The sequence below is a fragment of the Pontibacter brevis genome (genome assembly GCF_054779655.1).
The window spans coordinates 16,371-35,324 of record NZ_BAAGXV010000017.1; the positions used below are offsets into that span (position 1 = coordinate 16,371).

12 protein-coding genes are annotated in these 18,954 nt (G+C 49.7%); 7 read left to right on the forward strand and 5 right to left on the reverse strand.

What is annotated here, in order from left to right; all coding sequences use genetic code 11:
* The first annotated feature begins 211 nt into the window (after positions 1–211).
* The 5 genes from treZ to ACYVB1_RS04800 all read left to right on the forward strand — a co-directional run bounded on the left by treZ (position 212) and on the right by ACYVB1_RS04800 (position 9,378).
* Positions 212–2,056, forward strand: coding sequence for a malto-oligosyltrehalose trehalohydrolase (gene treZ, locus ACYVB1_RS04780; RefSeq protein ID WP_460921131.1), 1,845 nt, complete (start codon positions 212–214; stop codon positions 2,054–2,056).
* Positions 2,056–4,527 carry a DUF3536 domain-containing protein gene (locus ACYVB1_RS04785; protein ID WP_460921133.1) on the forward strand — a complete coding sequence of 824 codons (2,472 nt, stop codon included), beginning with the start codon at positions 2,056–2,058 and terminating at the stop codon, positions 4,525–4,527. The genes treZ and ACYVB1_RS04785 overlap by 1 nt, the downstream gene beginning before the upstream one ends.
* Positions 4,481–7,189 carry a malto-oligosyltrehalose synthase gene (gene treY / locus ACYVB1_RS04790; RefSeq protein WP_460921135.1) on the forward strand — a complete coding sequence of 903 codons (2,709 nt, stop codon included), beginning with the start codon at positions 4,481–4,483 and terminating at the stop codon, positions 7,187–7,189. Before ACYVB1_RS04785 ends, treY begins: the two co-directional genes overlap by 47 nt.
* Positions 7,186–8,706 carry a 4-alpha-glucanotransferase gene (gene malQ / locus ACYVB1_RS04795; protein ID WP_460921137.1) on the forward strand — a complete coding sequence of 507 codons (1,521 nt, stop codon included), beginning with the start codon at positions 7,186–7,188 and terminating at the stop codon, positions 8,704–8,706. Before treY ends, malQ begins: the two co-directional genes overlap by 4 nt.
* Positions 8,707–8,817: 111 nt before the next feature.
* Positions 8,818–9,378, forward strand: a complete 561-nt coding sequence (locus tag ACYVB1_RS04800; protein ID WP_460921139.1) for a thioredoxin family protein — start codon at positions 8,818–8,820, stop codon at positions 9,376–9,378.
* Here the strand turns inward: ACYVB1_RS04800 and ACYVB1_RS04805 are convergent.
* Positions 9,359–10,213 (reverse strand): murein L,D-transpeptidase catalytic domain family protein, encoded by an 855-nt coding sequence (locus ACYVB1_RS04805; protein ID WP_460921140.1) that lies wholly within the window; start codon positions 10,211–10,213, stop codon positions 9,359–9,361. The genes ACYVB1_RS04800 and ACYVB1_RS04805 overlap by 20 nt on opposite strands.
* A gap of 166 nt (positions 10,214–10,379) precedes the next feature.
* Between ACYVB1_RS04805 and ACYVB1_RS04810 the strand changes: the two genes are divergently transcribed.
* Together ACYVB1_RS04810 and ACYVB1_RS04815 are read left to right on the forward strand one after the other, a co-directional pair.
* Positions 10,380–11,750, forward strand: coding sequence for a peptidoglycan DD-metalloendopeptidase family protein (locus ACYVB1_RS04810; RefSeq protein WP_460921141.1), 1,371 nt, complete (start codon positions 10,380–10,382; stop codon positions 11,748–11,750).
* A gap of 147 nt (positions 11,751–11,897) precedes the next feature.
* Positions 11,898–12,797, forward strand: a complete 900-nt coding sequence (locus ACYVB1_RS04815) for a Ppx/GppA phosphatase family protein (RefSeq protein ID WP_460921142.1) — start codon at positions 11,898–11,900, stop codon at positions 12,795–12,797.
* 109 nt (positions 12,798–12,906) lie between these two features.
* On the opposite strand, the gene ppk1 is transcribed toward ACYVB1_RS04815, so the two are convergent.
* The 4 genes from ppk1 to proC form a co-directional block, all read right to left on the reverse strand.
* Positions 12,907–15,009, reverse strand: a complete 2,103-nt coding sequence (ppk1, locus tag ACYVB1_RS04820) for a polyphosphate kinase 1 (RefSeq protein WP_460921143.1) — start codon at positions 15,007–15,009, stop codon at positions 12,907–12,909.
* Positions 15,010–15,384: 375 nt separating this feature from the next.
* On the reverse strand, positions 15,385–16,632 hold the full coding sequence (locus tag ACYVB1_RS04825) for a glutamate-5-semialdehyde dehydrogenase (protein ID WP_460921144.1): 1,248 nt from the start codon (positions 16,630–16,632) through the stop codon (positions 15,385–15,387).
* Positions 16,633–16,635: 3 nt separating this feature from the next.
* Positions 16,636–17,727, reverse strand: coding sequence for a glutamate 5-kinase (gene proB, locus ACYVB1_RS04830; RefSeq protein WP_460921145.1), 1,092 nt, complete (start codon positions 17,725–17,727; stop codon positions 16,636–16,638).
* A 340-nt stretch (positions 17,728–18,067) separates the two neighbouring features.
* Positions 18,068–18,892, reverse strand: a complete 825-nt coding sequence (proC, locus tag ACYVB1_RS04835; RefSeq protein WP_460921146.1) for a pyrroline-5-carboxylate reductase — start codon at positions 18,890–18,892, stop codon at positions 18,068–18,070.
* Between the last annotated feature and the right edge of the window lie 62 nt (positions 18,893–18,954).

Below are 18,954 nucleotides of genomic sequence, written 5' to 3' on the forward strand. Positions count from 1 at the left end.
AGTAGTTCTATTTTGTCAATTGTAGTTACTGTGCTCAGATTAATAGGTTACGGACAATATTCTATATTTACAAATATCACCCGTAACTGCACTAATACCAATAGTCAATGCAATAAAAACCTTATCCTGCTGCACCTGCTTTTTCACTAAAAAGGTACAACCTTAAGCACGTAAAGCAAGTTAATACGTGCTGTGAAAAACCATAATTCCTATGTCAATATTAAGAAAGATTGGAGCAGAGTATAACCCTGGCAAAGGAACCACCTTTACGGTGTGGGCGCCGGAGGCAGAGCAGGTAGAGGTGTCGCTTCATAATCCTGACAAAAAAAAGATAACACTACAGCGCGAGGCTTTCGGCTACTGGACTGCCTTGGCAGAGGACGCAGGGCCCGGCACGCGCTATACATTCACCTTAAACGGAGAGAAAGACAGGCCTGATCCCGCCTCGCAGTTTCAGCCGGATGGTGTGCATGAGGCATCTGCCGTGGTGGACCATACCGGCTTTAACTGGAAGGACAAAAACTGGAAAGGCCTGCCCTTGGAGAAGCTCATTATCTATGAACTGCATGTGGGCACATTTACAGAAGAAGGCACATTTGAAAGCATCATCGAAAAACTTCCGGAGCTGAAGGATTTAGGCATTACCGCCATCGAGATAATGCCGGTTGCCCAGTTCCCGGGCGGTCGCAACTGGGGCTACGATGGTGTTTATCCTTTTGCCGCGCAAAACTCCTATGGCGGACCGGAGGGTTTGAAAAAACTGGTGAATGCCTGCCACGAGCAGGAGCTTTCGGTGGTACTGGATGTGGTGTACAACCACATGGGCCCGGAAGGAAACTACCTCAACGACTATGGTCCGTACTTCACCAACAAGTACAATACCCCCTGGGGAAATGCCCTTAACTTTGATGATGCCCACTCCGACCACGTGCGCAATTTCTTTTTGCAGAATGCCCTGATGTGGCTCCGCGACTACCATATAGATGCCCTGCGCCTGGATGCGGTGCATGCTATTTATGACACAGGCGCAAAGCATTTCCTGCAGGAGCTGCGGGAACATGTAAACCAACTGGAAGAGCAGGAAGGAAGAAGATACCTGCTCATCGCCGAAAGTGACCAGAGCGACGTGCGCCTCATTAACCCCATTGAGAAAGGGGGCTATGGAATTGATGCGCAGTGGTTCGACGATTACCATCATGCCATCCATACCCTGGTGACAGGTGAAATGGAAGGATACTTTGAAGACTATGGCAAGCCGGAGCATCTGAAAAAGGCCCTGGAGCATACGTTCGTGTACAACGGCCTTTACTCCGAGCACCGAAAGAAAACCCTTGGAACCGATGCCACAGCAAACCCGGCGCAGCAGTTTGTGGTAGGCTCCCAGAACCATGACCAGGTGGGGAACCGCATGTTGGGCGAACGCCTCACCCAGCTGGTATCTTCAGAAATGCTGAAGGCAGTTGCGGGCCTGGTGCTGCTTTCGCCTTATGTGCCGATGCTGTTTATGGGGGAAGAGTACGGTGAGGAAAACCCATTCCTTTACTTTGTAAGCCACACCGACCCTGACCTGGTAGAGGCAGTGCGCAAAGGCCGGAAAGAAGAGTTTGCCTACTTCGCCTCGAAAGGGGAAGCCCCAGACCCGCAAAGCGAGGAAACCTTCATCAAGTCAAAGCTGCAGCGCAGCTATACTTCTAACGAGAAGCAAAACCAGCTACGGGAGTATTATAAACAACTGATACAACTGCGAAAAACCGCCCCTGCCCTGGCCAAACCAGATAAGCCAAAAATGCAGGTAAGCATGGAGGAAGATAAACTGGTGCTGCACCTTATCCATAAAGGACAAGACCCGTACATCTACTGCTTATTTAACATAAGCAACCAGCCTCAAGAAACTGTTATTACTCAAGCAACAGGCGGAGGAAGCTGGAAACAGATCCTCAACTCAACCGACGAGGCTTGGGGAGGAAGCGGGTCAGAAATTAACGAGACGCTGGAAACTGGTGCTTCTGTTACGCTTCCGCCAGCATCTGTACTCATCCTTCAACAACAGAAATAATGGACCGCTACATCTGCATACACGGGCATTTTTACCAGCCCCCACGCGAAAACCCCTGGCTGAATGAGGTGGAACTGCAGGAATCTGCTTCTCCGTACCACGACTGGAACGAACGGATAAATGACGAATGCTACGCCCGGAATTCTGCTTCCCGCATCCTGGATGAGAAGGGGAAAATCGTGGACATCATCAACAACTATGCCCACATCAGCTTCAACTTTGGCCCTACGCTGCTGGAGTGGATGCAGAAGAAAGAACCGGAGACGTATAAGGCCATTCTGGAAGCTGACGCGGAAAGCGTGAAGCGCTTCTCCGGGCATGGCTCGGCCCTGGCACAGGTGTACAACCACATCATTATGCCACTGGCCAACGAACGCGATAAGCAGACACAGGTAATTTGGGGTATTTACGACTTCCAGAGGCGGTTTGGCCGGAAACCGGAGGGCATGTGGCTTGCAGAAACAGCCGCTGACAACCAAACCCTTGAGGTATTGGCAGCACACGGCATTAAGTTCACCATCCTGTCGCCATACCAGGCCAGGCGCTTCCGCAAATTCGGGGAAAAAGAATGGCATAATGCCGAAGGGGCAAAAATCAATCCCCGCCGGCCTTACAGCTGCAAGTTGCCTTCCGGTAAAGAGATCGTGCTGTTCTTTTATGATGCGCCGGTGTCGCAGGGCATAGCTTTTGAGCGGCTGCTTAACCGGGGCGAAGACCTGGCGAACCGCCTGGTGGGTGCCCTCGACGACAGAAGCATGGAACCACAGCTGATGCACATTGCTACCGACGGAGAAACATACGGGCACCATCACCTTTTTGGCGAGATGGCCCTCTCCTATGCTCTTGGCCATATTGAAGATGAGAACCTGGCGAAGATAACGGTGTATGGAGAGTTCCTGGAGAAGTTCCCGCCGCAGTATGAGGCTGAAATAATAGAAGGTTCTTCCTGGAGCTGCGCCCATGGCGTAGAACGCTGGCGAAGCAACTGTGGCTGCAACACCGGGGGCAACGGTGGGTGGAACCAGGCCTGGCGCGGCCCGCTACGGAAAGCTTTTGACTGGCTTCGGGACCAACTCACCCCCCTTTTTGAGCAGGAGATGAAAAAGCTGGGGGCAGCACCCTGGACCTGCCGCAACAGTTACATTCAAGTGATCATGGACCGCTCCGAAGCAAATGTAGAGGCCTTTATTCAGAGCCACACCACACGTGAACTGGGTAAGCGGGAGAAAATCCGCTTCCTGAAGCTACTGGAGATGCAGTACCATACCCTGCTTATGTACACCAGCTGCGGGTGGTTTTTTGATGAAGTAACCGGAATAGAAACGGTGCAGGATATTTTCTATGCAGCCAGGGCCATTCAGCTAGCACAGGATCTCAGTTCAAAAAATTACGAAAAGGAATTCATTAAGCTGCTGAGCCAGGCAAAGAGCAATATTAAAGGCGAGGAGAATGCCGCAAAAACCTACCTGCGATCAGTTAAGCCCACCATTATAGACTTGCTGCGTGTAGGTGCCCATTATGCTGTTTCGTCGCTTTTTGCTGAACATACCAAGAAACTGGAGCTGTACAGCTACCGGGCCACGTCGCTGGATTACGACCTGATGGAAGCCGGACGGCAGAAGCTGGCGGTGGGCCGAGCCAACATCCGCTCAATGGTTACCTGGGAGGAAGAGGTCATCACGTTCGGTGTACTGCACCTCGGCGACCACCAGCTGTTTGGCGGTGTGCGCGAGTTCATGAATATCGAGAATTATGCAAACCTGACCAGGGAACTGCGTATCGCGTTCGGGCGCGGCAACGTGAGTGAGGTAATCATGCTCTTAGACAAGCACTTTGAATCGCACAGTTATTCATTCTGGCACTTGTTTAAAGATGATCAGAAGAAGATACTGGATCAGGTGCTGGAAAACACCATGGAAAATGTGGAGAGCAATTTTCAGCAGCTTTACGACAACAACTACCCTCTGATTTCAGCCATAAAAACACTTGGAATGAAACTGCCGGGGCCACTGCAAACAACTGTAGAATATATCGTAAACACAAAACTACAGCATGAGCTGGAGTCAGAGGAGCCGAACACAAAAGAGATAAAGCGGCTCCTGGAAGAGGCAAAGCGCATGAGTGTGAACCTCGGCTATACGGCCCTGGACTTTGCCGCAACGCAGCGTACTACGCTACTGATGAAGCATGTACAGGAGCATCCTGACGACCTGCGTAAAATGCAGCTTTTGATTGATTTGCTAGAAGTACTTGAAGACTCAAAATTAGAAGCCGATTACTGGCAAGCACAAAACATTGCTTTCCGGATGCAACAAACCCTGTATAATGAGTATTTGCAGCACAGCGAACGAGGCGAAAAAGAGGCCGCGTTATGGATTGAGAAGTTCGATGTGCTCTGTTCTAACCTAAATCTGAAAACAAAACATGGTATACATTCCAGCAGCCACTTACAGGCTACAAGTATCGCCTAAATTCACATTTAAGCAATTAAGGCAGATTATCCCATACCTGCATGAGTTGGGTATCAGCACTGTTTATTCGGCACCGTTTTTCTGCTCCCGTCCCGGCAGTGAGCACGGCTACGACGTAACCGCCCCTTATGACATCAACCCGGATGTGGGCACCAAGCAGGAGTTAAAGCAGATTGCGGAGGAGCTGAAAGAAAAAAACATGGGCTGGTTGCAGGACATTGTACCCAACCACATGGCCTACCACCCTTCCAACGTATGGCTGATGGATGTACTGGAGAAGGGCCCGCAGTCTCATTTCTATACATTCTTCGACATTGACTTTCATCACCCGGACTTTGCAGGCCAGGTGATGGTACCTTTCCTGGGAGACACCTTAGAAGAAGTAATAAAGCAAAACCAACTGCAACTAAAGCTGGATGAAAAAGGCGTGACGGTAAACTACTACGAGAGTGCCTACCCTTTGAGCGTGTCCAGCTACAAAAAGCTGCTGCAGGAGATAAAACCGGTTTCAGGAGGCCCGGACCTGAGCAATATCGTGCAGCAGTTCCTCAACGACCTGGCGCTATTTGAGTCAGAAGAAAGCATTTCTCCAGCCGCCTGGGGCAACTTCAAAAAAAAGCTTTTCAGTAATGCACAGCTGCGCCAGAAACTGGAGGAGATGGTGGAAAGCATCAACAGCGACAACGACAGGTTGCAGGAAGTACTACAGCAGCAGCACTTCATCTTGTGCCACTGGCAGGAAACAGAAAAGCGCATCAACTTCCGCCGCTTCTTTACTGTGAACGACCTGATCTGCCTGCGTATGGAGCACCCCGAGGTGTTTGAGCAGTACCACCAGTTCATCAAGCAACTGGTGGACCAGGGGCTCTTGCAAGGCCTGCGGGTAGACCACGTAGACGGCCTTTTCGACCCAACCACTTACCTGAAACGCCTGCGCAAGCTGGCAGGTCCTGAAGCCTACCTTGTAGTAGAGAAAATACTTGAGGGCGAGGAACAGCTACCGGAACGGTGGCCTATTGAAGGTAACAGCGGATACGATTTCCTGGCATGGGTCAGCAACCTGTACACCTCCGGCTCAGGCCGCCGTAAGCTAACCCAAATCTACAGCCGCCTGGTGCCAAGCGCTGCCAAAAACTACGAGCAGCTGGTGTACGACAAAAAAATGTTTATCCTGAAAAACCAGATGCAGGGGGAGTTAAAAAACCTGTTGCGCCTGCTGCAGGAGCGTCACCTGATTCCGCTTGACCCGGAAAAGCAGTGGCGGGAAGCACTGGCTGTGCTGCTATGCGCCTGGCCGGTATATTGTATCTATGGCAATCGCCTGCCGCTGTCTAAAGACGAAATGGAAGTGGTAGACAAGGCCTTTGAGGAGGCCAGGACCCAAGCCCCTGAACTGCAGGAGCAGCTAGATCACTTGCACAAGCTCTTTACACTGGAGCCTGGCGATACAGAGCAGACAACGCATGATAAGTTATATTTTGTCATGCGAAGCCAGCAGTTTACAGGCCCGCTTGCTGCCAAGGGTGTGGAGGATACTACCTTCTACAACTATAACCGCTTGATTTCACTGAACGAGGTAGGTAACAGCCCGGACATTTTCCACCTGAACGATGATGAGTTTCATGAAAGGATGATGTACCGCCAGCGGGTGTACCCGCACTCCATTAACGCCACCGCCACTCACGACACAAAGCGCGGCGAAGGTGCCCGCATCCGCCTGAATGTGCTGAGCGAACTTCCGGACGAGTGGGAAAACCATGTACAGGAATGGATTGAACTGAGCAGAAAGTACACGACCAAACCTACTATCAATGACCTGTACTTCTTTTTCCAGACCCTCATTGGTGTGCTCCCGCTCAACGGAGAAGCAGACGAATCCATTGTGGAGCGTGTGCAGGAATACCTGCAAAAGGCGCTGCGGGAAGCGAAGGTAAAAACTGACTGGTCTGAGCCAAACGAGCCTTATGAGCAGGCTGTGCAGGACCTGGTACGGCAACTGCTGCTGGAGGACGAGGCATTTATGCAAAATTTCAGGCCTTTCTTCCTGAAAGTGTCGCACTATGGCTGGATATATGCCCTCTGCCAGGCCCTGCTCAAAATAACATGCCCCGGCGTACCAGACATTTACCAGAGTACCGAACTATGGGACCTGAGCCTGGTAGACCCCGATAACCGCCGACCTGTAGACTACGAGCTACGCCAGCAGTTCCTGACGGATATAAAAGAACAGGAACAGAAGGGAGTTGAAGAACTGCACCAGCAACTGCTGCAGCACCCGGATGACGGCAAGGTGAAACTGTACCTGCTGTACAAGGTGCTTAACAAGCGCCGCGAACTGCAGTCACTTTTTGACTTCGGGGACTATATACCACTAAAGGTGCAGGGCACGCACAAGCACCATGTCCTGGCATTTGCCCGCCACCATGAAGGGCAATGGGGTATTGTAGCCGTGCCGCTTCTGCTCGTAAACCTAATCAGTGAGCAGGAACTGCCAATTGGAGAAGAGGTTTGGGAAGATACCACCATTGCACTGCCTGAGGGTGCACCTTCAGAATGGCAGCACGTACTTGGGCAGGCCAGCCTGCAGGCAGGTGGCACGCTGCCTTTAGCCGAGGTGTTCAACACTTTCCCAGTAGCATTTTTAACAGCACAATCTATATGATCATATCACAACGAAGTGCAGGACTTTTGCTGCACATTACGTCTCTCCCCTCCCGCTTTGGTATAGGGGATTTAGGACCGGAAGCCTATCACTTTGCTGACTTGCTGGAAGAAGCAGGCCAGCGGTACTGGCAGATACTCCCACTTAACCCAACGGAGGGCGGATACGGCCACTCCCCCTATAGCAGCCATTCTGCCTTTGCTGGCAATCCCCTGCTCATCAGTCCGGAGTTGCTGGTAGAAGATGGCTTGCTGCAAAAAAGCGACCTGAACACTGACGAGGAATTCAAAGAAGAGCGGGTAGAATACCAGAAAGTAATAAAGTTAAAGCTGAGGCTCTGGCAAAAGGCTTTTGACAATTTCCGGGAACAGGCCGGCGAGGCATTGCAAAAAGAGTACAAAGCCTTTCAGAAAGAGCACCAGGCCTGGTTGCCGGACTTTGCACGCTTTGCTGCCTTTAAGAAACGCTTCGAGGATAAAAGCTGGGTAGAGTGGCCAAAAGAAATTAAAAAGCGTGATGAGCAGGCTATGAAGGATCTTGCCAAAGAACTGGAAGACGAGGTAGAGTTTGAGAAGTTCATGCAGTTCCTGTTTTACCGGCAATGGGAAAAGCTAAAGCAATACTGTAGTTCAAAAGACATCTGCTTTTTTGGCGACATGCCCTTTTATGTAAGCCACGACAGCGCTGATGTGTGGCAGAACCCTGCGTACTTTAAGCTCGACAAGGAAGGAAACGCTACCGGGCTTTCCGGAGTGCCACCAGATTTCTTCAGCGAGACAGGGCAATTGTGGGGTACGCCGGTATTTGACTGGAAAGAACTTGCCAAGCATGACTACGACTGGTGGATTCGCCGCATCGACCATAACCTGCGCCTGTTCGGGCTGCTGCGCCTTGACCATTTCCGTGCCTTCTCTGCTTACTGGGAAGTACCCGCCGGGGAAGAAACGGCCATGAACGGAAAATGGAAGAAGTCACCCGGTGCCGAAATCCTGGGCATTGTCCAGAAAAAATACCCGCAGATGCCTATCATTGCAGAAGACCTGGGTGAGATTGACCAGCCGGTACGCGATCTGATGAAGCAGTTTGACCTACCGGGAATGCTGGTACTGCTCTTTGCCTTTGTCTCGGATGAGAAAGCGTTTGAAGGATCCTTTATGCCGCACAACCACACGCGTAACAGTATTGTGTACACCGGTACGCACGACAACAGTACGGTGGTTGCCTGGTATAACGAGGCGAATAAAGGAGACAGGAAAAGCCTCAGCGACTATACGTTCCATGAACTCTCGGAGAACAACGTTCATGAAGTGATGGGGCGTTTGGCGCTTTCCTCCGTGGCCCAACTGGCTGTGCTGCCGGTGCAGGATGTACTTGGTTTGGGGAAAGAGGCTATCATGAACAAACCCTCCACCTCCAGGGGAAACTGGGAATGGCGACTTAAGAAAGATCAGTTTTCAAAGAAAGAAGCCAGGCACCTGAGAGAACTGACAAAGCTGTACGGCAGGTGTGTTGACTAGTGGGAGTAACATTCGCTGGGAAGCATTTGCTATCTGCGGTAAAATTACCTATTTTAGAAATAATAGCCCGTAGCCAGCTGCTACGGGCTCACCCGCAAAACAAAATAAGCTATGGCAGTACACTCCAATACCCAGCTTGAACTGGGCTCCAAAGCGTCTAACTTCGCACTTCTTGACACTGTTTCAGACGCACTGGTTTCCTTAACCGATGTAGCCTCTCCCAAAGCTACTGTTATCATGTTCATCAGCAACCACTGCCCGTATGTGCAGCATATATTAGAAACGCTCGTGGAGGTGGCCGCTGAATATAAAGCCAAAGGTGTCAACTTTGTCGCCATCAGTTCGAACGACGCGATGACCTATCCGCAGGATGGGCCACAGCAGATGAAGGCCCTGGCACTGGATTATGACTTTTCTTTTCCGTACCTGTACGACCAGACACAACAGGTAGCACGTGTGTATGAGGCGGAATGTACGCCCGAATTTTTTGTGTACGATGGCAAAATGTGCCTTGCCTACCACGGGCAGTTCGACGACTCCCGCCCCAATAACGGGAAACCTGTTACAGGTCGCGATTTGCGGACTGCACTTGATGCGCTGCTGGCCAAACAGCCTGTGCCACAGGAGCAGAAGCCAAGTATAGGATGCAGCATTAAATGGCGGGAGTCTTAGTACTGGCCGATCCTGGAATTTCTTTTTTACTTTCCTGCACCAACTCAGCCATAGCTGTCTTGTGGTCCAGGTACTGTGAAGTATAGCTATCGTGCGCGGCATGTGCATAAAGTGCAGTACCACCCATCACTGTTTTAATTATTTCATCGTGCTCTTCCATTGGCACGGCAGGGCAACCCAAGCTACGCCCCAGGCGTCCCGCCTGTTTTATGAAATCTTCTGTGGCATATTCTGCTCCGTGCATTACAATACAACGGTCTTTTGCGTTGGTGTTAAATCCCGCATCCAGGCCCTCCAGCTTCAGTGAAAGCCCATGCTTGCCATAGTAAGTCTTATCAGTTACATAAAAGCCGATGCTGCTCATAAAAGACTCGTTTTCATTGGAGAAGTACTCGGCAAACTCCTCCCCCGAATTGCGGCCATGTGATACATAAGTATTGAAGAGCAACTCTTTCTTCTCCACGTCCACTACCCAAAGCCTTTTTTCGTTTGATGATTTTGTGAAATCAATGATCGTGATGATGGGTTTGTCAGAGACTTTACGGTTGCGTTTCATGTTGTAGTAACCCGTCAGCGCCTTATCGAACACTTCAAAGCGCAGCCCTGTTTCCTGTAGGCCCATATAGCTGTACAAGTTAAAGGAAAGCTGGTTAAACCGCATCAGTTTATAGTTGGTAATCCTGTCCCTTATCTTTCTATGATCCGGGTTAGCCATAGCAGAGCCTTTGTTAACTGGAGTTGCCAGGGGTGTAAGCGCCAGGGGGGCAAACAGCGGCAACAGCCCTCGGACCAGCTTGCGTCGGGTATATCTCCAGGAAGGTAGTTTCATCTCCATTACTTGCTTGTTTCAGTTACTTTATACGAATCGCAGCCCCTCCTTGTTAATTTACATTAGGACTTTACAAAGCAGTAAGCACCAAAATATCAAAAAGATAGCTTTAGAGGCATCATTTTTGAAGCTCAAGCTGTTATAGAAACAGGACCTATTTCTGAAGAGAGGCATGAGATTAAAAGACAAATATAAACAGCATTATTTATTGTACATTTTCGTGGGAATACTGCTTGCCGGTTGTAGCGGCAAGCAAACTTTACGCGGTGTGTTCAGTAAAGAACAGACACCCTATGAGAAGTATGTAGCCAAAATCAAAGACGCTAAGTTGGATGAGACAGCTTTAGGACAGGAGTGGCTGCAGGCGGGGCAGCAGGCCCTAAGAGACTCCATTACCATAACACTACCTTTTAAAGAAACAGGATACTTTTCTGCGGAAAAGCCAAAAGCCCTTGGTTACCGGGTAGCTGCGAAACGGGGAGAACGCATTGTAGTGAACTTGGAGATGAGAGCGAGAGAACAGGCGCAAGTATTCATGGACTTGTTTGAGGCACCCGCCATACCCACAGAAGAACCACGGCGTGTAGCCTCCGCAGATACTACCGGCGCCTCCCTGCGTTACGAGGTAGATGAAGACCAGCAGCACATCCTGCGTGTGCAGCCAGAACTGCTGCGAAGCGGGCAGTACACCATTACCATACAAACTGAACCGACCTTGGCTTTTCCGGTACAAGGCAAGACCAGCCGTAACATTGCCAGCATCTGGGGAGACCCACGCGACGGCGGCGCCCGGCTGCACGAAGGTGTTGATATTTTTGCAAAGCGCGGCACGCCGGCCGTTGCTTCAACAGATGGGGTGGTGTCACGCGTGAACGTGACGCCAAGAGGCGGCAAAGTAGTGTGGCTGACGGACATGGCCCGCAGGCAGAGCCTGTACTATGCCCACCTGGACAGCCAGGTAGTAGCAGCAGGGCAGCGGGTGCAGGCGGGCGATACACTGGGCTTTGTCGGCAACACAGGCAACGCCATCACAACAGGTCCGCACCTTCACTTTGGTATTTACCGCTTCGGGCGCGGGGCCACCAATCCGTTTCCCTACCTGTATGAGCCTACCACATCTGTTCCGGAAGTAAAAGTTGATGCCTCCTTGGTAGGTAACTGGGGTCGGGTATCCGCAAAATCAGCTAATATCAGGCTGCAGCCAAGCACTAAATCAACTGTGTATGCCACACTGCCGCAGCATACTCCTCTGCAGGTAACGGGTGGTACAGGCACATGGTACCGTATCGCTTTACCCAATGGAACCGAAGCTTATATTGCAAGTAGTTTAGTGGAAGCCGCCACAAAGCCTGTAACATACCAGAAGATAGCCACCGAAATCGACCTGCTGGATGAGGCACATCCACTGGCAGCTGCAAAAGACAGCTTGAAGCCCGGAAGCAGTGTGGCCGTGCTGGGCAATTACAACGGTTTTCGGCTGGTACGGAACGACGAAGGTCTGCTTGGGTGGATCAATCCGGAAGGCACAGTAAATGCGCGTTAAGCGTGGCGGGTATTTGTTTCTCCTGCTGTAGCTGCTTCGCTGGGAGCGGCTGATTTGCTTTGGGAGCCAGCGAGATCATCACAAGACCTGCCTGAAAAAATATTTCTGCTTATATTTACCCTATACACAACATAAAGAGAAAAGCTTTTGAAGTTAGCAGCCATAGACATTGGTTCGAATGCAGTGAGATGCCAGATATCGAGTGTGCTGAACCAGAACGGTCATGTATTTTTTAAAAAAGTAGAGTACTTACGATATGCCATCCGCTTCGGGGAGGATGTATTTAACTCCGGTTATATCAGTGATGTTAAAATAGAGAAATTTATAAAGCTCCTGAAGGCCTTCCAGCTGCTGTTGGACGTGCACGATGTGGATCACTATATGATTTGCGCTACCTCTGCCATGCGCTCTTCCATGAATGCACCAGAGATACTGAAAAGGGTAAAGGAAGAGGTAGGCATGGAAATACAGGTGATTGGAGGAGAAGTAGAAGCTGAACTTATCAACAAGGTTATCTTTAATTTTCTGGATGAGCGCAATTACCTGCACATCGATGTTGGTGGGGGTAGCACGGAATTCAACATCTATGTAAACCGTGAGAAGAAAGCTTCCCAATCGTTTGAGCAGGGTTCCATCCGCCACATGCACGGCCGGGACTCCAGCGTGTTATGGAACACGATGCGGGAATGGATTGAAACGAATGCTAAAAAATATCACCTGTCGCGCGCCATTGGTACAGGCGGTAACATCAACAAAATATTTGAGATTGCAGGTAAAACGCCCGGCAAGGCAATCTTCCGGAAGCAGATCGAAGAGGTTGCTGCGCGCATCAGTTCCATGACCATGCAGGAACGTATTACAAACCTGCTGCTAAACCCTGACCGTGCTGACGTTATTGTACCGGCGTCCGAAATTTACCTGTCGGCGATGAAATGGGCCAAGGTAGAAACAATGATTGTACCCACTGTTGGTTTAAAGGACGGTATGCTGCATGCCCTCTACGAACGTTACCACCCGGAGCGCTTCGTTATCGAAAAGATCTCCTGATCCCATCAAACAGGTTAGGTGTTTTTAAAAGGAAAAGTCTGCTGCGGTTGTCTTCTCAGGAAGACAACCGCAGCAGACTTTATTATTGGTATTGGTACCTGTTAAGTAACTACACCAGTTCTCCCTGCTGCACCTCATGGCAATACCTGTTGAAGAATAGTTTGTGGATATCCACCTCTTCTTCGTTAGCGCCAAGGCGCTTTTTCACGTAAGTGCCATCTTCCCGCATGATGTAAGAGTTCTGGTTGTCCTGTATGTTGTAATACAGGATATTAATAACCTCTTTCTTTAACTCCTCATTCGTGATAAGGAAAAGTGCCTCTATACGGCGGTCGAAGCTGCGCACCATAATGTCGGCACTGCCGCTGTACACTTTAGGGTCGCCGTTGTTGTGGAAGTAATACAGGCGCGAGTGCTCCAGGTACTCGCCCACAATAGACTTTACGGTAATGTTTTCACTCAACTCTTCACGGCCAGGACGGAGGCAGCAGATACCACGCACAATCAGTTTAATAGGCACGCCCGCCTTGGAGGCTTTGTAAAACTCATCAATTACCTCTTTGTCTTCTAATGAGTTTATCTTAATCACGATGCCGCTCTTGAGCCCTTTTTTGGCGTTACGGGCCTCGTTCCGGATGAGCTCAATCAGCTGATGCCGCATGCCTTTGGGCGAGGTCATCAGGTACTTATATTCATTTGGCCTTGAGTGACCCGTAATAACATTAAAGAACTCTGACACGTCATGGGCATAAACTTCATTCGTAGTCAGCAGGCTCACATCCGTGTAAAGGCGCGCTGTTTGTTCATTGTAATTGCCGCTGCCAATGTGCACGTACCGCGTCACCTTCTCCCCTTCTTTCCGGATGATCATCATCATTTTGGTATGCGTTTTATACTTGCTGATACCATAAATAACAAAGCACCCCGCCTTCTCCAGGCGCTCCCCCTCGCGCAAGTTACGTTCCTCATCAAACCGCGCTTTTACCTCAAAAAGCACGGATACGTGCTTGCCGTTTTCGGCGGCTTTCAGCAACGCGGCCGTTACCCGCGACTGATCTGCCAAACGGTAGATCGTTTGCTTGATTCCCAGCACCGAAGGGTCCTCAGCAGCACGCTCCAGCAAGCTCACCACCGGCTCCATGCTGTTGTAGGGGTGGTGCAGCAGCACATCATGCTCCTTCAGGTACTCAAACATGTCCACGCCATCGCTGGGCAGGCTAAGGGGTTGTACCGCTGAGGGTTGCTTGAAGCCTTTGTCCTTGAAATGGCGGTGGTTGATGATCTGCCACAGCGCGCGCAGGTCTATCAGGGAGTTGATGGTGAATACGTTCGCATTGTCAATGGTCCAGCGTTCCTTGAGGATTTTCATCATGTACTGCGAAGGATTCCGTTCCACCTCAATGCGTACTACCCGGCCTTTTTTGCGCGTCCGGAGCTTCGCCTTGATTTCCTGCACAAAGTCTGCCTCCAGGTCATCCGACTCCTCCAGGGTGAAGTCGCCGTTGCGCGTGATGCGGAACAGGTTCACAGACACAATCTCCACGTTGCGGAACAGCTTTTTGATCTTCCAGCGGATGATCTCTTCTATTGGCACAAAGACGATCCGATCCTTGCGGTTGATCTCGTAGAAACGCGCCAGGTTTTGCGGTATCTGCACAAATGTTACCCGGTCCTGCGCCTTTTGCTCATCGGTGGTGCGGGTTACCACGCCAAAGGTCAGCAGTTGATTCATCAGCAGCGGAAAGCCATGGTAATTGTCGAATACCATCGGCGTGAGCAGCGGGTAAATCGTGTTCTTAAAGTAGGAGTCTACTTTCTTTTGCTCGATTTCTGTCAGTTCGCTTACTTTCAGAATGTCGCAGCCATGCTTTTCGAACAGTGGCTTCAGTTCATTATTAAAAGTCAGGTACTGGTCGTTTACAAAGCGATGGGCATAATCCAGCAGTTTCTTCCGGAACGGGAGTTCCCGCAGGCCGGAATAGTCAGTGCGTTCTTTGCCATAGTCGAGGTAATTGTACAAACTACCTACCCGAATCATAAAAAACTCGTCCAGATTTGAAGACGTGATAGCCAAAAATTTCAACCTGTCGAAGAAACCTTTGTTGGTATCACGCGCCTGGTCCAGTACACGGTAATTAAAACGCAACCAGCTCAGGTCACGGCTAATGTATTTACTTTTCTTTATCTGGTCAGAAACCTTATTTATTAGCATGCTTCCATCAATTTCGAGGGGTTAAAGAGTGCCTTGTAGTGCGGAATTCCCTCCTTCCCACAAAATATAACTATAATTTGATGCTGAAGTATATAAAAAGTCAACAAAAATTTTTGCACCCAATATAATATCCTTTGTTCCAAAGGATTGGAAAACCGGCTCTCTGCGGCTTCCTGTAAATATGAGTACCTGCCATTAACCAGGCAATTATTTTGAACATTCCTGTGAGTTTGATGAGTAAACCTCCGGCTCAGAAGAACTGAACTTCTTCTACTCCCAGTGTAGCCTAGCCTTCAACTCCTAAAAACCAAAGAGCCGGCTGCTGCTATAAAACAACAGTCGGCTCTTTCTATATTGTTGTGAATTTAGTAAAGGTTAGGCTCTTACTTGTCCGTTTCCTTTTACAATCCACTTATAGCTGGTGAGTTCGTCTAAGGCCATAGGTCCACGAGCATGCAGTTTTTGTGTACTGATGCCTATCTCAGCACCCAAGCCAAACTGGGCTCCGTCGGTAAAAGCGGTGGAGGCGTTGGCGTACACAGCGGCGGCATCTACTGCTTTCAGGAAGTGGTCCACATGCTCTTCGTTATCCGAGATGATGGCTTCGCTGTGCTGCGAGCTGTATGTATTGATGTGCTCAATGGCTTCCTCTAAATCAGCCACCGTTTTTACAGACATCTTTAGGGAGAGGAACTCCGTCCCAAAATGTTCGTCTGTTGCCTTGTGCAGTTTCTCTTCCGGGTAGTTGCCCTTCAGCACCTCGTACGCCGGTGCATCCGCATATACTTCCACGTCTTTCTGCGCTAAACCTTTTCCTATTTCGATAAGGTCTTTTAACCGGTTCTGGTTTATCACCAGGCAATCCAGGGCATTGCACACGCTGACTCTTCTTGTCTTGGCGTTCACCACAATGTCTTTGCCCTTTTCCAGGTCGGCAAATTCATCAAAATAGGTGTGCACGATGCCGGCTCCTGTTTCAATTACCGGAACCTTTGAGTTTTCACGAACATAGTTGATAAGTCCCTGGCTGCCGCGCGGAATAATAATGTCTACATAGTCCACGGCATGCAGCATCTCGTGTGTCGCTTCACGGTCTGGCGGCAGGAGCTGCACAATGTTTTTGTCGACGCCATTGCTTTCCAGCACCTTATGTATGATGTTCACAATCGCCGTGTTGGAGTCTTTTGCATCGCTGCCTCCTTTTAAAAGCAGCGCATTGCCGGACCGCAGGCACAGGCTGAAAACATCGAATGTCACGTTTGGACGAGCTTCATAGATAACTCCAATAACGCCTAAAGGAACCGAAACTTTTTTTAACTCCAGTCCATTCTCCAGCTTCCGCTCGGCCAGCACTTTCCCCAACGGGGAAGGCAGGTTGGCCACGTTCCGGATATCGGCAGCAATACTCTCCACACGCTCCGCTGTCAGCTTAAGCCGGTCGAACTTCGGGTCGCTGGCCTCCATGCGCTGCAGGTCCTTCTGGTTTTCTGCCAGGATGGTATCCGTGGCTTCAACAGCCTTTGCGGCAAGGTCCTGCAGCACTTGTGCTACCTTTTCCTCTGAAAGCAGGTTTAACTTTCTGCTTGCCTGTTTTACACTTTCGAAAACCTGTTGCAATGCCATATTTTAGACGTTATGATATTTAAATAAATACAAGTAATTGTAATGGACAAGCGGTTTCTGGTTGTTCAATCCTATTCGCTCAGCCGCTTTTTTAGAGCTATACTCTGCTTTTCCGAGCCCAATCTTCTCCCCCTCTGCATCTCTGATCCGGATGATGTCTCCTTTCGAGAAGTCACCGGTTACGTGCTCAATGCCTACGGGGAGCAAGCTTGTTACTTCATCAGAATATAACGCTTCTTTCGCACCATCATTAATGTGTACTTCCCCTTTGGTGTAGTTGTCGCTGTGCGCTACCCACTTCCTGGGGTTAGGCTTGGAAGAGTCCGGCTCAAAATAAGTCGCCTTCAGCTTCTTATGATAAAACTCGTGCAGCACATTTTCGCGGTTACCGTTTGCAATGTAAACATGTATCCCCAAAAAAGCTGCCTTTTTGGCCATCTTCATTTTGCTCTGCATGCCGCCCCTGCCGAAAGCGGATTTCGTGGTGGCAATATAGCGGCTTACTCCTGATGTTCTGCGGCTTACCCGCTCAATAAGTGTCGACTCCGGGTCGTCCGGGTGCCCTTTGTAAATACCGTCCACGTTTGTCAGCAGTAGCAGGGTATCAGCGTCTATCATAGCGGCCGTCATGCTGGCAAGTTCATCATTGTCTGTGAACATCAGCTCCGTTACAGCCACCGCATCATTCTCATTTATAATGGGGATGATGTTGTGGTTGAGCAGGCCCAGGAGACAGTCCTTGATGTTCAGGTAATGCCTTCGGGAGCGAAAATCCTGTGGGGTGACAACAATCTGGGCAATTTTGTGCCCCTCTTTCTGGAACAGGTCCTTGTAGGCATGTATGATGTCTATCTGCCCTACGGAGGCCAATATCTGCTTTCTGACTACTGATTCAGTTTTTTCTTCGAAGGTGATATGCTTTCTGGCAAAGGCCACTGCCCCTGATGAAACCAGTACCACCTGCAGCCCCTGTTCTTTCAGAAAAACGATTTGCTTCACAAGAGAAGCCATTCGTTCCCGGTTTGGTGAGCCGTCGCTTTTTGTAAGAACATTAGAGCCAACTTTTACAACAACAAGCTGTGCTTGATGATCCATGTATATGTGTTTCTTGTTAAAAATAAGTTTGTGAAGCAGGGTAGAGATATGCTCCTCCCTCTGTTGTGTTTCACGCTTTGCAATGCCCCTGACGGAACCGGACACTATGCTGCTGAAGCCTGAAAAGAAAAGGCCAGGATGGCAACAGGACTCCTTTCACCAGTTCCTTCACTGGCAATTGCTACCATGTAGAAAGAGCAACCTGTGCTCCGGTAATTAGAAGTGCTTTGTAAAGGCGGGGGAAATACAACCTGATACGCCTGGCCTGAAAAGAAAAAAGCTGCTGCTTTCCGGCTTGCAGTATGTATACCGAAGCACAAAAGCAGCAGCTTGTAGCATATTACGCTGATTCTTTTTCTCTCTGTTCTTTCAGGATCTGAATTCTTTCAAAAGAGGTAACCAAGCCTTTGATAACCGCAGAACTGAGCCCCTGGTGCTCCATCTCGTTCAGGCCTGCAATGGTACAGCCTTCCGGGGTTGTAACTTTGTCTATCTCCTGCTCCGGGTGCGACTCATTTACGGCAAGCAAGGTCGAGGCGCCTTTGCTTACCTGCACCGCAATCTTTTGCGCATCCTCGGCATCAAGGCCTAACTGAATGCCACCTTGCGTAGCCGCTCGTATAAAACGCATGTTGAAGGCAATGCCACTGGAGCATAGCGCAGTGGCTCCTGCCATCAGTTCCTCTTCAATGATCAGGGTTTCGCCGAGGCAGTTGAAAATATCTACTACTTCACGCTCCACCTGCGAAGCTCTTTCATTAAAGGCAAGGCAGGTCATGGATTGCTGCACAGCAATGGCCGTGTTGGGCATGCTGCGCACAATCGGGAAATCACCTACCGACTGCACAATTTTATCAATCGTTACACCCGTTATTACACTCAGCAACACATGCTGTTCTAGGTTAAGGTGTGGCTTAATGTCGTTGAGCACACTTTCGAGTTGTGCTGGTTGCACACACAGCATGATCCAACGGCACTGCTTCACGGCTTCGCTGTTGCTGCTTGTTACCTGAAGGCCTCTATCTTTCAGAAACTGTATAGACTTGGTGTTTCTTCTGGTTACAAAGACGTTTTCCGGTTTAAACTGGCCATTGCTAACAAGGCCTTCTGCGATTGCGATTCCGAGGTTTCCTGCTCCGAGGATAGCTACGTTGCTACTATACATTCTTCTGTTTTTTTCCTGAAATTTAATGGCCCTGTTTTCAGAGCACTTACACAAAAAATTAT